The sequence below is a fragment of the Citrobacter sp. CK202 genome, from assembly GCF_030333225.1.
GTDB lineage: Bacteria > Pseudomonadota > Gammaproteobacteria > Enterobacterales > Enterobacteriaceae > Citrobacter_B > Citrobacter_B koseri.
In genome coordinates this window covers 311,090-325,581 of record NZ_JAOWGI010000028.1, presented here as the reverse complement: position 1 = coordinate 325,581, position 14,492 = coordinate 311,090, and the positions used below count along the sequence as shown (strand labels likewise).

The window sequence follows — 14,492 nt, the reverse complement described above, 5'->3', positions numbered from 1 at the left end:
GTGTTTACAGGTGGATAACTGAGCGGTGCATGGTAGCACATTCCCCCCTGCCCGCGCGACGAGGCGCGGAGTTTCAATATCGGACGGTGAGATCGCAGTTTATTGGCGATCGCTTTCTACAATGGAGGCATTTCACAAGGAGCGCGTTATGAAGCCAGAAAACAAAATTCCCGTTCTCGATCTTATTTCTGCGCAGATGAGGGCCGTCATCAACGTTCATCAGGCGGAGCTGCCGCCGTGGCCTGCGGATGACATTGCGGCGCAGCGCCAGCACTACACCCGCGAGCGCCGGTTCTGGAACGCCGGAGCGCCGCAGATGACAACGCGGGCGGCGGCGGTTCCCACATCCTACGGCGAGGTCGCCACGCGTCTGTATTATCCACAGCACAACAGCAGGGCAACGCTGTTTTATCTGCACGGCGGCGGATTTATTCTCGGCAATCTGGATACCCACGACCGCATTATGCGGCTGCTGGCGAGCTATACGCGGTGTACGGTCGTCGGCATCGACTATACGCTCTCTCCCGAGGCGCGTTTCCCACAGGCGATTGAGGAGACCGTCGCGGCATGTCGGTTCTTTCATCAACGCGCCGATGAATACGCATTGAACATGGCGCAAATCGGTTTTGCCGGGGATTCCGCAGGCGCTATGCTGGCGCTCGCCAGCGCGCTGTGGCTGCGCGATAAGCAGATTGTATGCGGGAGCGTGGTCGCCACGCTGCTGTGGTATGGTCTCTACGGGTTACAGGATTCGCCCAGTCGCCGTTTGTTTGGCGGAGAATGGGACGGCTTAACCCGTCAGGATCTGGAGAGGTATGAAAACGCCTATCTGCGTGACGAGCAGGATCGCGAATCCCCCTGGTATTGCCTGTTCAATAACGATCTGACCCGCAATGTGCCGCCCTGCTTTATTGCCGGCGCGGAGTTCGATCCGTTACTTGATGACAGCCGTCTGCTGCACCAGACGCTCCAGGCGCATAATCAGCCCTGTGAGTACCGGATGTACCCCGGCACGCTGCACGCCTTCCTGCACTATTCACGCATGATGAAAACCGCGGACGATGCGCTACAGGATGGCGCGAGTTTCTTTATGGCGCAGTTAAAATAGCCTCAGAGGTACGGCGCGGTCAGCTTCAGCATCATATCGATGTGTTCCGGCGCAGCATTGAGCGCCGGAATGTATTCGTATTTTTTACCGCCCGCCTCAAGGAAGATTTCCCGGTTTTGCAACGCGATCTCCTCCAGCGTTTCCAGACAATCCGCCGCAAAACCCGGACACATCACCTGAATATGCCCGGTGCCTTTTTCGCCCAGCATTTTCAGCGTTTCGTCAGTATACGGCGTCAGCCACGGCTCGCGGCCAAAGCGCGACTGGAAGGTCATCATCACTTTTTCTGGCGCCAGACCAAGCGCGGAGACCAGTTCACGGGTAGTATCGCGACAGCGTTGCGGGTAGTCGTCGCCTTCATCAGCGTAACGCTGCGGGATGCCGTGATACGAGAGCAGCAGCAAGTCCGGCTCGCCATGTTGGGCAAACGAGGCACGGGCGCTATTTGCCAGGGCGGTGATATAGCTATTGTCATCAGCGTAGTCACGAATAAACGAGACGCCTGGAATACTGCGTTTACGCGCCAGAATACGCGCCAGTTCGTCCCAGACGGCCGCCACCGTCGAACAGGAGTATTGTGGGTAGAGCGGCAGCACCACGATGTGATCGACGTGGTTCGCCAGCAGTTCATCGACCGCGCTTTCCAGCGACGGCGAACCGTAGCTCATCCCCAGCGCAACGGGCGTATCCGGGAGACGCTCTGCCAGCGCCTGCTGTTGCTCCCTGCTGTAAACCAGCAACGGCGATCCGCCTTCCTGCCAGATAGACTGGTACAGTTTTGCGACACGCGGCGCGCGCAGCGGCAAAATTACACCACGCAAAAGCGGCCACCACAGCAGGCGGGAAGTATCCACCACGCGCTCATCGCTTAAAAATTGCTTCAGATAGCGTTTAACCGCTTCAGGAGTTGGGGCATCGGGAGTGCCGAGGTTAGCCAGCAGGATACCGGTTTTCGTCTGACGCATTACCGCCTCTTATTGATTCAAATTGTTGATAATTGTAGCGGAAAAGCGAGGAAGAAGAACTAATTGCTGTGAGAGGTAAGATGAGAATTTGCCTGATGGCGCTACGCTTATCAGGCCTACAAGAAAATCGTAGGCCGTAGGCCCGATAAGCGTAGCGCCATCGGGCAATTTACGGATTAACCGAGGATTTTTTCAAGGTCGGCACGCACATCGGCAACGGCCTGAGTACCGTCCACTTTTGCGTATTTAGTGTTACCCGCTTCCGCTTCTTTCTGGTAATAACCAATCAGCGGCGCAGTCATCTGATGGTATTCCACCAGACGCTTACGAACGGTCTCTTCCTGATCGTCTTTACGGGTGGTCAGCTCTTCGCCGGTCACATCGTCCTTGCCTTCCACTTTCGGCGGATTGAATTTGATGTGATAAACACGGCCAGACGCCGCGTGCACGCGACGGCCCACGATGCGGTCAACGATCAGCTCGTCCGGTACGTCGAATTCGAGAACATAGTCAACCGCAATGCCCGCTTCTTTCATGGCGTCAGCCTGCGGGATTGTACGCGGGAAGCCGTCCAGCAGGAAACCGTTGCGGCAATCGTCCTGCGCGATACGCTCTTTTACCAGCGCAATCACCAGCTCATCGGTCACCAGCTTGCCGGCGTCCATGATGTCTTTCGCTTGTTTACCCAGCTCGGAGCCAGATTTCACGGCGGCACGCAGCATGTCGCCAGTGGAGATTTGCACAATACCATATTTCTCCATGATGAACTGAGCCTGAGTTCCTTTACCCGCGCCCGGAGCGCCAAGCAGAATGATACGCATTACGAAAATCCCCTTAAAGGTTGTCGATATTTTTTAAAAAAGCGCTAAACGATACCACCATCACGCAATTCGCTCAAGGAAGGCGCCCTGCGCTGAAACGGTTAACGGCGGGAAAATGAAGAAAAAGAGAGGATAAAATAAAAAATGCCCGATGGCGCTGCGCTTATCGGGCCTACATAAGCAACCTGCTCGTAGGCCCGATAAGCATTAGCGCCATCCGGCATGACGCGGTGCCGATTAAGACACCAGCAACTGGTTCATACGACGGATAAACTGGTTCGGATCTTCCAGCGTACCGCGTTCGGCAAACAGCGCCTGATCCAACAGCAGCTCTACCCACTCGTTAAACTGCGCTTCGTCCTGGGTATCCGCCGTGCGTTTCACCAGTACGTGATCCGGGTTGAGTTCAAAGATGTATTTCACTTCCGGCACGGCCTGACCGGCAGCGGCAAACAGCTTCGCCATCTGGGTACTCATCTCATCAGCGTCGGTGGTGACAATGGCCGGAGTATCGGTCAGACGATGCGTCAGACGCACCTCTTTCACACGATCGCCCAGCAGGGTTTTCACGCGCTCAACGAACGGCGTCAGCGCTTTTTCCGCTTCTTTTGCGCTTTCATCGACTTCATCCGCCAGTTTTTCCAGCGATTCGTCAACTTTAGATACGGACTGGAACGCCTTACCGTCGAACTCGGTCAGGTAATTCATCATCCACTCATCAATGCGATCGGAAAGCAGCAGCACTTCGATGCCTTTCTTACGCAGCAGCTCCAGGTGCGGGCTGCTCTTCGCCGCCGCGTAGCTGTCTGCCGTGATGTAGTAGATCTTCTCCTGCCCTTCTTTCATGCGGGAGATATAGTCTTCCAGAGAGACGGTTTGTGCGGAAGAGTCCGTATGCGTTGAGGCAAAGCGCATCAGTTTCGCGATGGCTTCCTGGTTGGCATGATCTTCCGCCGGGCCTTCTTTCAGCACCAGACCAAACTGTTTCCAGAAGGTCTGGTATTTTTCCGCATCGTCTTTCGCCAGTTTTTCCAGCATTTGCAGAACACGTTTGGTCAACGCGCTGCGCAGGTTGCGGGTAACGGTGCTGTCCTGAAGGATTTCGCGGGAAACGTTCAGCGGCAGATCGTTGGAATCAATCAGACCACGCACGAAGCGCAGATAGTTCGGCATAAACTGCTCGGCGTCGTCCATGATAAAGACGCGCTGTACGTACAGTTTCAGCCCATGTTTGTGATCGCGGTTCCACATATCCCACGGCGCCTGAGACGGGATGTACAGCAGGCTGGTGTACTCCTGCTTACCTTCCACGCGGTTGTGGCTCCAGGTCAGCGGGTCGGTGAAGTCGTGAGCAATGTGCTTGTAGAACTCGTTGTACTCGTCGTCTTTGATTTCTGACTTGTTACGCGTCCACAGCGCCTGCGCCTTGTTGATTTTCTCCCAGGAGACGATCGTTTCACCGTCTTTTTCTTCCTGTTTTTCAATCTCTACCGGCAGTGCGATATGGTCGGAATATTTGCTGATGATGGAGCGTACGCGCCAGTCATCAAGGAACTCGTCTTCGCCTTCACGCAGGTGCAGGGTGATTTCCGTACCGCGATCGTCTTTAGTGATATCCGCAACGGTGTACTCACCTTCGCCCGCCGATTCCCAGAACACGCCGTTTTCCGGCTTATCGCCCGCCGCGCGGGTACGCACGGTCACTTTATCCGCGACGATAAACGCAGAGTAGAAGCCGACCCCGAACTGGCCGATCAACTGGCTGTCTTTCGCCTGATCGGAACCCATGGATTCAAGGAAAGATTTAGTGCCGGATTTCGCAATGGTCCCCAGATGATCGATAACGTCATCACGGTTCATCCCCACGCCATTATCGGCGATGGTCAGCGTACGCTTATCTTTATCGAAGGAGACACGCACGCGCAGCTCGCCGTCGCCTTCATACAGATCCGGGTTCGACAGCGCGCGAAAACGCAGCTTGTCCGCCGCATCTGAGGCGTTAGAGATAAGCTCACGCAGGAAAATTTCTTTATTGGAGTACAGAGAATGGATCATCAGGTGCAGAAGCTGTTTTACTTCTGACTGAAAACCACGAGTTTCTTGTCCTTTCATTGGATAAATACCTCAACAATGCCATTTACAAGGTCAAAATGCGTTGAGGGAGAGATGGGGACGGGAAATGAGTTTTCAAGCGGGAGAACGCGAATGTTCTCCCGATTGATTAAAAACGAATCTTATGACGCCCGGCAAGCGAGTGGGACAGCGTGGTGCCGTCGACCATTTCCAGTTCGCCGCCCACCGGTACGCCGTGGGCGATACGGCTGGCTTCAACGCCATATTGCGCACAAAGTTCGGCAATATAGTTCGCGGTAGCCTCCCCTTCGACCGTCGGGTTGGTCGCGAGGATCACTTCGCTGAGCTGTTCTGACGCCAGACGCTGCTCCAGACGATCGAGACCGATATCGTCCGGCCCGATGCCGTCGAGCGGCGACAGATGCCCCATCAGCACGAAGTAGCGGCCAGAGAATTGCCCGGTCTGCTCAATGGCGTAGATGTCCGCCGGACTCTCCACCACGCAGATTTGACCGTTTTCCTGACGACGCGGATTCGAACAGATATTGCACACGTCCTGCTCAGTGAAGGTGCGGCAATCGGCACAGTGGCCGATTTCCGACATCGCCCGGGTGAGCGCTTGCGCCAGACGCATCCCGCCGCTGCGGTCACGCTGAAGCAGCGTAAACGCCATGCGCTGCGCTGACTTCGGGCCAACGCCCGGCAGACAGCGCAGTGCTTCCATAAGCTGAGTTAACAGCGGGCTGGTTTGCATCAGAACGGCATCTTAAAGCCAGGCGGCAGTTGCATACCGGAGGAGACAGACGCCATCTTCTCTTTCTGGGTCTCTTCAATGCGACGCGCCGCATCGTTGAACGCCGCAGCGACCAGATCTTCCAGCATCTCTTTATCGTCTTCCAGCAGGCTTGGGTCGATTTCCACGCGACGGCAGTTGTGCGCACCGTTAATGGTCACTTTCACCAGACCTGCGCCAGACTCGCCGGTGACTTCCAGTTTGGCGATTTCTTCCTGCATCTGCTGCATTTTTTCTTGCATCTGCTGGGCTTGCTTCATCAGGTTGCCCAGACCGCCTTTTCCAAACATAAGCTCTCTCTCTTGATGGTTTACAATCGCAAGCCGGGCTTACGATCAAATGGGGCGAATACTCTCTTCATCCAGATCCGCGTCAAAGAATCGACGCAGCGTCTGAATGTTGTTATCCGCGATAATCGACTCACGCGCCTGCGCAAGTTTCTCTTCATAAATCGCCTGACGCCACTCCAGCGGCGTTCGCACCGCCGGATTATCATCTTCAACGATGGTCAGTTCAACCGTCGTTCCCGTCAGGGCGCTCAATGCTTCCGCCAGCTTTTGCTGCGCGCCAGTGGAGTTAAGGTGTCGCTGCGTGGAGCGCAGATGCAGGCAAATGGTATTGCCGTTCTCCTCTTTCCAGGCGTTTAACGCCACCTGTTCCACCAGCTTCGGCAGGGAGAGCTGGCTAATTTGTGCCGCCCACGGATCGCGTTCAGTCGCTTCCGTGGCCAGTTTGGTCGCCAGTTCCGGTGTTTTTTCATGCTCCAGCGCCTTTTTCAGCGCTTTCGGCGTGGCCACAACCTCTTTTACTTCCACCACCGGATTGGTCGCCTTCCAGCGGTAGGCTTCTTTCTTCGTCGGCGTCTGTTCCAGCGCAGACGGCGCCGGACGCGCCTGAACGCGTTCAGAGACAGAGGCTAATCTTTCCAGCGCAGCGTTATTTACCGGCCGCGCGCGGGAAGCGGCTGCCGGTTCACTCTTTTTTGTTTTGGTTGCTCCCTGAGCACGCTGAAGCTGGTTGCGCGCCGCCAGCACCTGGCTGGTGGCATCTGGCAACGGCACCTCCTGGCGTACCGGAGCGAATTGTTGCGAAGGCACCTGCGTCGGCGTCATCACCGCCGTTGGCGCGACCGGCGCAAAAGATTGCTGCGGTCTTTCCGGTTCCGGCAGCGGCATACGTGGGTGGAATGCCAGCGCGCGTAATAGCGTCATTTCAACGCCCATCCGTCTGTCCGGCGCGTAAGGCAGCTCTTTGCGGCCAATCAACAGCGTCTGGTAATAAAGCTGTATGTCCGCTGGCGGCACAGTTCGCGCCAGTTCACGCATGCGCTGCTCAATCGCCGCCATATCGTTACCCAGCGCGGCAGGCGACAGCTGCACCATCGCAATGCGGTGCAACAGCCCCAGCATTTCGACCAGCAGCGCTTCCCACTCAATACCGCGCGCGGCGGCATCATTCACCAGCGACATCACGCGCTCGCCATTGGCGGCAACCACCGCCTCGACCAGCGAAAGCGCCTGGTCATCATCCAGCGTGCCGAGCATCGCGCTCACCGCCAGGGTGGAGACCTGCCCGTCACCGCTGGCGATCGCCTGGTCGGTCAGGCTTAGCGCATCGCGCAGGCTGCCATCCGCTGCGCGGGAGAGCAGTTGCAGCGCGCGCGGCTCATGCGCGATATGTTCTTCGTTAAGGATATGCTCAAGCTGATGGCGAATTTGTTCGACATCCAGCGCCTTGAGATGGAATTGCAGGCAGCGCGACAAAATCGTCACCGGCAGCTTCTGCGGATCGGTGGTCGCCAGCAGGAATTTGACGTGCGCGGGCGGTTCTTCGAGCGTTTTAAGCAACGCGTTGAAGCTGTGCCGCGAGAGCATATGCACTTCGTCGATCAGATAGACCTTAAAGCGGCCGCGCGCGGGTGCGTACTGGACGTTATCCAGCAGGTCGCGGGTATCTTCCACTTTGGTGCGCGACGCGGCGTCGATCTCAATCAGATCGACAAAACGCCCCTGCTCGATTTCCCGGCAGTTGTCACATACGCCGCACGGCGTGGCGGTGATGCCGGTTTCACAGTTCAGTCCCTTCGCCAGCAGACGGGCGATGGAGGTTTTACCGACGCCACGGGTGCCGGAAAAAAGATATGCGTGATGAATACGCCCTAACGACAAGCCGTTCGCCAGTGCGGTCAGCACATGTTCCTGGCCGACGACGTCAGCAAAGGTTTGTGGGCGCCATTTTCGGGCTAAGACCTGATAACTCATTGGCTGGCTCTGAAACGCTGGAAGGTGGATTCATGGGGGGAATGCTAACACAACCTCGCAAATACAGCGAGGTTGTGAGGCTTTATTCGCGACGCTCACCCTTTTGAGCCGCCGCAAGCGGCGTTCAAAACGCAAATGCGTTTTGTCGAGCGCTGGCCGGAACCAGAGTGGCGAATAAGATAGCCTGAATCAGTGCCCCGGGAAGGGAACCAGGCTATAACAGGTAATCCCCTGTTTTGCCAGACGCTGCTCACCACCCAGATCGAACAGATTGATGATGAAAGCGGCATCGGTCACTTCCCCACCCAGGCGACGGATCAGCTTCACAGTCGCTTCGATCGTGCCGCCAGTCGCCAGGAGATCATCCACCACCAGCACTTTATCGCCCGGTTTGATGGCATCAACGTGGATTTCCAGCTGATCGGTGCCGTACTCCAGCTCATAGCTTTCAGCGATCGTTTCACGCGGCAATTTGCGCGGTTTACGCACCGGAACAAACCCGACGCCCAGGCCCAGCGCGACCGGCGCGCCAAACAGGAAGCCACGCGCTTCGGTGCCGACAACTTTGGTGATGCCTGCATTTTTGTATCGTTCAACCAGCAATTCAATGCTGAGCGCATAGGCTTTCGGGTCTTCCAGCAAGCTGGTGACATCACGGAAAAGAATGCCCGGTTTCGGGTAATCGTGAATGCTTTTAATGCTATTTTTGAGAAACTCAAGCTGCTGTGCAGTCGCGGTCATGGATATATGCCTGCTATTACGGTGTTACTCACGGCGCGAATTAAGGGGGTCAAAGTAACGATTGTTTAACCTTTAACCGTCTGCGCCTGTGCTCGAAAACGGTCGAATTTACTGGCTGCGTAAGACAATTGCAACAGCGATTATTGCGCTTCAGTGCTTTTGTTGCTTTTCATCAATCACCGGTATCCGCCACATAAAAATCAACAGGCAGGCCAGGATCGCCAGCAGCAGTATTCGTACCCACATCATATGCACCAGCCAAAGCGAGATACCGAATGTAATCAATATCAATGCAATAGCGCGTGGTTTCGCCCCCGGCGGCATCGCGCGATGCTTTTGCCAGTGACGCAAATAGCCGCCAAACCAGGAGCGGTAAAGCAGCCAGTCATGAAAGCGCGGCGACGAACGGGCAAAACACCAGGCCGCCAGTAAAATAAACGGTGTAGTGGGCAATAGCGGCAACACGACGCCCAGCGTCCCTAACACTACCGCCAGCCAGCCAATGATGATTAAAATAGTACGTTTCATAATGACAGTACGTAGCACACAAGGCTGCTACTGTAGCATAACAGTTATCATTTTCATCGGAGTGTTACATTGAAAACCGCCATGCTGTTACACAGGCTGGAAAGCCAGCTCGCCAGTCTGCGCCAGCAGAGCGCGCCGCTGGCACAGCATGCGACGCTCAGCGCACGCTTTGACAGGCATCTTTTTCGCACCCGCAGCACGCTATTGAAGGCGTATCTGGATGAAGCCGGAACCAACCTTGACGCGTTGCGCCATGCGGTTGAACAACAGACGCTGCCGCAGATTGCCTGGCTGGCGGAACGCCTGGTTTCACAGATTGAGGCGATAACACGAGAAACCGCGACCTGGTCGCTCAGGGAGTGGGACAGCGCCTCCCCGGGGCTGGCGCGCTGGCAACGTAAACGCGTAAAACATCAGGAGTTTGAGCGTCGTCTGCTGGAAATGACCGAGGAGCGTAAAGCCCGTCTGGCGCAGGTCACCGGCTTCACCGAGCAGCAGGCGCTGCACCGGGAAATCGAGGCGTTTGAAGGCCGTCTGGCGCGCTGTCGTCATGCGCTGGAAAAAATAGAGCGCGTACTGGCGCGCCTGACCCGTTAACCACTGGAGAAAATATGTCGCTTGAGAATGCCCCGGACGACGTCAAACTGGCCGTCGATCTGATCGTCCTGCTTGAAAAGAATCAGCTGCCCGCGCAAACCGTGCTACGCGCGCTGGAAATTGTGAAGCGTGATTATGAAAACAAACTAAAAAACGCGGAAGACGCCTCGCAAAGCGATTAAAAGGGAGCTGGTGCGTCCTCACCGTCAATGTCAGAGTCTGCGTCGGGACACAATGACGACGGACAGTTCATGGAACGACTTTCAACCACGCCGCATGATGCGGTATTTCGGCAACTGCTGACGCAAAAAGCGATCGCGCAGGATTTTTTACAGATCCATTTACCTGACACTTTTCTTCGCATCTGCAATCTGGATTCCCTGACGCTGGAGTCAGGAAGTTTTGTCGAAGACAATTTACGGGCCAGCTATTCAGACATCCTCTATTCCCTGCAAACTACGCATGGACCAGGCTACGTTTATGCGCTGATTGAGCATCAAAGCAAACCCGATAAATTCATGGCGTTTCGCCTGATGCGTTATGCCATCGCCGCCATGCAGCGGCATCTTGATGCCGGGCACGACACGCTGCCGTTAGTGGTTCCCTTACTGTTCTACCACGGGTCAATTAGCCCGTGGCCCTACAGCCTGAACTGGCAGAATATGTTTTGTGAGCCCGCGCTTGCCAATAGCCTTTACAGCAATGAATTTGCGCTGGTAGACCTGACCGTAATGCCGGATAATCAGGTCATACGGCATCGGCGAATGGCGATGCTGGAGCTACTGCAAAAGCATATACGCCGACGCGATCTGGCCGAATTACAGGATCAATTAATCACGCTATTAACGCAGGAACACCTGACCCGCAGCCAAATCAGCGTGCTGATACACTATATGTTGCAGGTTGGGAATACCACGGACCCCGGCGCGTTGATCCGCAAACTGGCCAGCAGCGCCCCCCAGTATAAGGAGCAACTGATGAGCATTGCCGAATGGCTGGAAGAGAAAGGCAGAGCAGACGGACTGCAAAAAGGAATGCAACAGGGAATGCAGCAAGGACGGCAAAAGGGCTTAGAAGAAGGTCGTCAGGCCGAAGCGCGCAGCATCGCTCTCAAAATGCTCGACAGCGGTCTGGCCCCCGATCTGATCACCCACCTAACCGGACTCTCGCCAGAAGAGCTGTCTGCGCTCTCCCATTAGAGGCACTCAGGGCGGCCTGGCCGCCCTGAACAGAACTTAGCCCACCGACGGCGTCGGATCGTCGCCTTTGATTTCGCGTTTAACTTCCGTCACTTCGTCATCTTTCTCATTGCGCAGATGCACTTCAAGCTGGTTAAAAGCGATGTCGATGTTATTTTCACGACACAAACGATCGATGGTCCGGTTCAGCTCATCCACCGTATGGCTGCGATCGCGCAGTTCACGCACGTACAGACGCAGTTCATGATCGAGCGTACTGGCGCCAAACGTGGTAAAGAACACCGCAGGTTCTGGCTCACGCATCACTTTCGGGTGCTCCGTCGCCGCCTGCAACAGCACTTTTTTCACTTTGTCCAGATCCGAGCCATAGGCGACGCCAAGGCGGATCACCAGCCGGGTGGTGGTGTCGGACAGCGACCAGTTGATCAATCGTTCGGTCACGAAGGCTTTGTTCGGAATGATCACCTCTTTACGATCGAAGTCGGTAATGGTGGTCGCACGAATACGGATCTTGCTGACCGTCCCGGAGAAGGTGCCGATAGTCACCGTATCGCCAATGCGTACCGGGCGTTCAAACAGGATAATAATGCCAGAGACGAAGTTACCGAAAATCTCCTGCAAGCCGAAACCAAGACCAACCGATAACGCCGCCGCCAGCCACTGTAGTTTGTCCCACGATACGCCAAGCGATCCGAATACCGTCATCGCGCCAACGGCAATGATGATGTAGTTGAGGATCGTGGTGATCGCATACGAAGCCCCCTGGCGCATTTTCAGTCTGGAAAGTACCAGAACTTCCAGCAGGCCAGGTAAGTTACGGATCAGCGCCCAGGCCACCATTGACACAATAATGGCAAACAGCAGGCTGCCCATCGTAACGTTTTTAACCACCGCAGCGCCCGCTTCCGTGCCGTTGTAGTGCCAGAGCGTGATGCTGTCGAGATAGCTGAACACGGTGATCAGATCGGACCAAATCGCCCAGAACATCACCCCGAACAGGGCAATCATCAGCAGCATGGTGATGCGCAGCGTTTGCTGGTTAACCTGTTCCAGCGCAATGGTCGGTTCTTCCTGCGGCTCCGCGCCTTCCGCCCCCTCTTTCACCAGATTCTGACGACGCGCCAGCGCACGGCGCCAGGCAATACGACGCGCCGCGACGCTCAGGCCGCGTAACACGGTCTGATACAGCAGGTTCCAGATAATCACCAGATAGACGGTTTCAATCCAGCGCCCGGACAGGCGTAGCGTGGTATAGAAATAGCCCGTCGCGGTCAACACCATCAACGCAACGGGAATGATTGAAAGCACGGTAATCGTGATCAGACGTAAACCATGCGACTCCTTATCACGCCAGCTATCGCGGCACATTGGCCACACCAGCAAAGTAATAAGCAGAAGGTTGAGGAAAATCACCACCTGCCCCAGCACATCGTCCATCAGATGCAGCGGAGAAAGTTCAGCGACCACCGACCAGAAATGCAGCGGCAGTAGCGCCAGACTGATGCGCACAATCTGACGGCGCCAGTGGCTGGTCAATTTCGCCGGCATGCCGAAGTGCCGAATGGCAACGCCCTCTTTTTCCAGCACCTTCCAGCACAGACCGAATACCAGCCAGAACAACGCCAGCTTTTTACTGAACGCCCATAACAGGTCGCTAATATTCAACTGCATGGTGAGGAGGATCAGCCCCACCGCAAGGATTATCAGACAAACCGGCAAGGCGCGAATCAGATCGATGAAAATCGCTTTCGGCGTATTGAGCTGGCTGTCGTTACGCAATGAGCCCACCGCGGCCGCCAGCTTCTCCTGGTACGCTTTAAGCCATTTCAGTCGCCAGCGAATCACCCCGGCGATCAGCAGCAAAGGCAGCCCCGCGAGGAATGCGATGAATACCGCAGGCCAGGCCTTTTCCCAGTTCACCGTAATTTTCATCGACCTGAACTGATCTTTCAGCGTTTGCGGGAAGGCTTTAATCCAGTCCCAGTCCATCGGGCGGTTACTGTTAACCCAAAAGATTTGCTGAGTCAGGATCTCTTTAAGGTTTTTCGAGACGCTCATCAGCTGCTGTTGATTGATTTGCAGGTTAATGGCCATCATCAGCTGATTGCCCAGTTGCTTATTCAACTGATCCAGCAATTCCCTGCGCATATCAACCACTTGCAGCAGCGCATCATGCACTTCGTCATTAACCTCGTCAGTGTGCCCTTCTTCCAGTTTGGCCACAAAGGCGTCGTTCTGGAACAAAGCGTCACGCTGCTGGTTAACTTCAAACTGCTCCAGACGCAAATCCGCAATCCGGTTGGTCATATCGACAAGTTCATCTGCCGACGGCAGCGTTTGCTGCTGCTGATACAAGATACGCGACAACAGCAAACTGCCTCTCAGCACCGCAATCTGCTCTTTGATATTGCGCTCTGATTGCAGCGCGCGATCAAGCCAGTTTTTGACTTTGATGTTCTGCTGCATGAGCGCGTTGCCGTTTTCGGTTGCCGTGATCAGGCGCTGGCTCAGTTGATGATTGACATCCAGCTCCTGCTTCACAAGAGGGTTAGCCTGAATACGCGCCGTTTCATCCGGCGAGATCGCCTCCTGCGCCGTCTTCTCGGTTAGCGTCAGACGTTTGCTGTTGACCGCTTCCTGCAAAAGCTGGAGCTGGTGTTCCAGTCGATTGGTGTTCGCCGTGACGTAATCGCGTTGCTTTTGCAGGGTATCCTGCAAAACCGTATTGCCTTCCAGACTTTTGCGCTGCTGATCGATTTGCGCGTTAAGCAACGCCTGTTGCGCCTGTAGCAGAGCCTGTTGACTCGGGCGCAATGCGCCATCCCCGACACTGGTGCCGTCCAGTCGATTACGGATTTGCTGCATTTGCTGCGACGCGGTATACATCGCGTTTTGTACACGCTCAGGCTGCGTCTGGAGCGAAACCAGCTGACTATTGTAAGTCGCCAGATCGTTTTGCGAGTTCTGCAAATCGTCCAGCACCTGCGCAACCCGAAGTTCCAGCTGGCGCAGCGAAAGCGTGCTCAACGTTTTTCGCGTTTCGTCGTCATTATCCACATCGCTGAGGGCATTCAGCGCGTCCGTCGCCTGACGCATTTTTTCCGGCGCCTGCGCGACTTTCTGACGTAATTGCGTGGTCTCCTCTTTTACCCGATCGATTTTATCAAGCGTGGCGAGCGTATCGATGAGATCCTGCTGGACCAGTTTATCCAGCGCCGAGAGGTCTTTCTGTTTACCCAGCGCATCCAGCTGGCTTTGCACGTCTGCTTTCGACGGCAGATCGCCATTCGTTTGCGCACGGGCAAACGCCAACGACTGACCGCACAGCAATAACACAAAGAAAATGATTGAGATAAAAACAAGATGCGATGAACGTTTATAGAGCTGCAACATAGTCATGGGAGTG

13 protein-coding genes and 1 other annotated feature are annotated in these 14,492 nt (G+C 55.5%); of the genes, 4 read left to right on the top strand and 9 right to left on the bottom strand.

Annotated elements, in window-relative coordinates; all coding sequences use genetic code 11:
* The first annotated feature begins 148 nt into the window (after positions 1 to 148).
* On the top strand, positions 149 to 1,108 hold the full coding sequence (gene aes / locus OGX84_RS17630; protein ID WP_286458239.1) for an acetyl esterase: 960 nt from the start codon (positions 149 to 151) through the stop codon (positions 1,106 to 1,108).
* 2 nt (positions 1,109 to 1,110) lie between these two features.
* Here aes and hemH read toward each other — a convergent pair whose 3' ends face one another.
* The 8 genes from hemH to OGX84_RS17590 all read right to left on the bottom strand — a co-directional run bounded on the left by hemH (position 1,111) and on the right by OGX84_RS17590 (position 9,290).
* Positions 1,111 to 2,073, bottom strand: a complete 963-nt coding sequence (hemH, locus tag OGX84_RS17625) for a ferrochelatase (protein WP_047458399.1) — start codon at positions 2,071 to 2,073, stop codon at positions 1,111 to 1,113.
* Positions 2,074 to 2,249: 176 nt separating this feature from the next.
* Positions 2,250 to 2,894 (bottom strand): adenylate kinase, encoded by a 645-nt coding sequence (gene adk / locus OGX84_RS17620; protein ID WP_012133500.1) that lies wholly within the window; start codon positions 2,892 to 2,894, stop codon positions 2,250 to 2,252.
* A gap of 237 nt (positions 2,895 to 3,131) precedes the next feature.
* Entirely contained in the window at positions 3,132 to 5,006 is a 1,875-nt protein-coding gene (gene htpG / locus OGX84_RS17615; RefSeq protein WP_012133501.1) for a molecular chaperone HtpG, read from the bottom strand.
* Between the two features lie 109 nt (positions 5,007 to 5,115).
* Positions 5,116 to 5,721 (bottom strand): recombination mediator RecR, encoded by a 606-nt coding sequence (gene recR, locus OGX84_RS17610; protein WP_012133502.1) that lies wholly within the window; start codon positions 5,719 to 5,721, stop codon positions 5,116 to 5,118.
* Positions 5,721 to 6,050: a YbaB/EbfC family nucleoid-associated protein gene (locus OGX84_RS17605; protein ID WP_001515903.1), complete on the bottom strand. Its 330-nt coding sequence runs from the start codon at positions 6,048 to 6,050 to the stop codon at positions 5,721 to 5,723. Before OGX84_RS17605 ends, recR begins: the two co-directional genes overlap by 1 nt.
* 45 nt (positions 6,051 to 6,095) lie before the next feature.
* Positions 6,096 to 8,021: a DNA polymerase III subunit gamma/tau gene (gene dnaX / locus OGX84_RS17600; protein ID WP_115181894.1), complete on the bottom strand. Its 1,926-nt coding sequence runs from the start codon at positions 8,019 to 8,021 to the stop codon at positions 6,096 to 6,098.
* Positions 6,699 to 6,763: a sequence feature (DnaX frameshifting element), on the bottom strand. It overlaps the preceding gene by 65 nt.
* 189 nt (positions 8,022 to 8,210) lie before the next feature.
* Entirely contained in the window at positions 8,211 to 8,762 is a 552-nt protein-coding gene (gene apt, locus OGX84_RS17595) for an adenine phosphoribosyltransferase (protein ID WP_012133504.1), read from the bottom strand.
* 150 nt (positions 8,763 to 8,912) lie between these two features.
* Positions 8,913 to 9,290 (bottom strand): DUF454 family protein, encoded by a 378-nt coding sequence (locus OGX84_RS17590; RefSeq protein WP_012133505.1) that lies wholly within the window; start codon positions 9,288 to 9,290, stop codon positions 8,913 to 8,915.
* Positions 9,291 to 9,359: 69 nt separating this feature from the next.
* Here OGX84_RS17590 and priC point away from each other — a divergent pair, with 69 nt between their 5' ends.
* The 3 genes from priC to OGX84_RS17575 all read left to right on the top strand — a co-directional run bounded on the left by priC (position 9,360) and on the right by OGX84_RS17575 (position 11,086).
* A complete protein-coding gene (gene priC / locus OGX84_RS17585; protein ID WP_024130585.1) occupies positions 9,360 to 9,887 on the top strand; it encodes a primosomal replication protein N'' in 528 nt (175 codons plus the stop codon).
* A 14-nt stretch (positions 9,888 to 9,901) separates the two neighbouring features.
* Entirely contained in the window at positions 9,902 to 10,069 is a 168-nt protein-coding gene (rsmS, locus tag OGX84_RS17580; protein ID WP_112002133.1) for a pleiotropic regulatory protein RsmS, read from the top strand.
* 69 nt (positions 10,070 to 10,138) lie between these two features.
* Positions 10,139 to 11,086: an Rpn family recombination-promoting nuclease/putative transposase gene (locus tag OGX84_RS17575; RefSeq protein WP_286458237.1), complete on the top strand. Its 948-nt coding sequence runs from the start codon at positions 10,139 to 10,141 to the stop codon at positions 11,084 to 11,086.
* Between the two features lie 36 nt (positions 11,087 to 11,122).
* Here OGX84_RS17575 and mscK read toward each other — a convergent pair whose 3' ends face one another.
* The gene (gene mscK / locus OGX84_RS17570; protein ID WP_275166749.1) at positions 11,123 to 14,485 is read right to left on the bottom strand and encodes a mechanosensitive channel MscK; all 3,363 of its coding nucleotides are present in this window, start codon (positions 14,483 to 14,485) and stop codon (positions 11,123 to 11,125) included.
* Positions 14,486 to 14,492 lie beyond the last annotated feature (7 nt).

Coding starts and splice junctions, on each gene's coding strand:
- recR (WP_012133502.1), bottom strand. CDS start 5,721: ATGCAAACCAGCCCGCTGTTAACTCAGCTTATGGAAGCACTGCGCTGT.
- OGX84_RS17605 (WP_001515903.1), bottom strand. CDS start 6,050: ATGTTTGGAAAAGGCGGTCTGGGCAACCTGATGAAGCAAGCCCAGCAG.
- aes (WP_286458239.1), top strand. CDS start 149: ATGAAGCCAGAAAACAAAATTCCCGTTCTCGATCTTATTTCTGCGCAG.
- dnaX (WP_115181894.1), bottom strand. CDS start 8,021: ATGAGTTATCAGGTCTTAGCCCGAAAATGGCGCCCACAAACCTTTGCT.
- OGX84_RS17590 (WP_012133505.1), bottom strand. CDS start 9,290: ATGAAACGTACTATTTTAATCATCATTGGCTGGCTGGCGGTAGTGTTA.
- rsmS (WP_112002133.1), top strand. CDS start 9,902: ATGTCGCTTGAGAATGCCCCGGACGACGTCAAACTGGCCGTCGATCTG.
- hemH (WP_047458399.1), bottom strand. CDS start 2,073: ATGCGTCAGACGAAAACCGGTATCCTGCTGGCTAACCTCGGCACTCCC.
- adk (WP_012133500.1), bottom strand. CDS start 2,894: ATGCGTATCATTCTGCTTGGCGCTCCGGGCGCGGGTAAAGGAACTCAG.
- htpG (WP_012133501.1), bottom strand. CDS start 5,006: ATGAAAGGACAAGAAACTCGTGGTTTTCAGTCAGAAGTAAAACAGCTT.
- apt (WP_012133504.1), bottom strand. CDS start 8,762: ATGACCGCGACTGCACAGCAGCTTGAGTTTCTCAAAAATAGCATTAAA.
- OGX84_RS17575 (WP_286458237.1), top strand. CDS start 10,139: ATGGAACGACTTTCAACCACGCCGCATGATGCGGTATTTCGGCAACTG.
- mscK (WP_275166749.1), bottom strand. CDS start 14,485: ATGACTATGTTGCAGCTCTATAAACGTTCATCGCATCTTGTTTTTATC.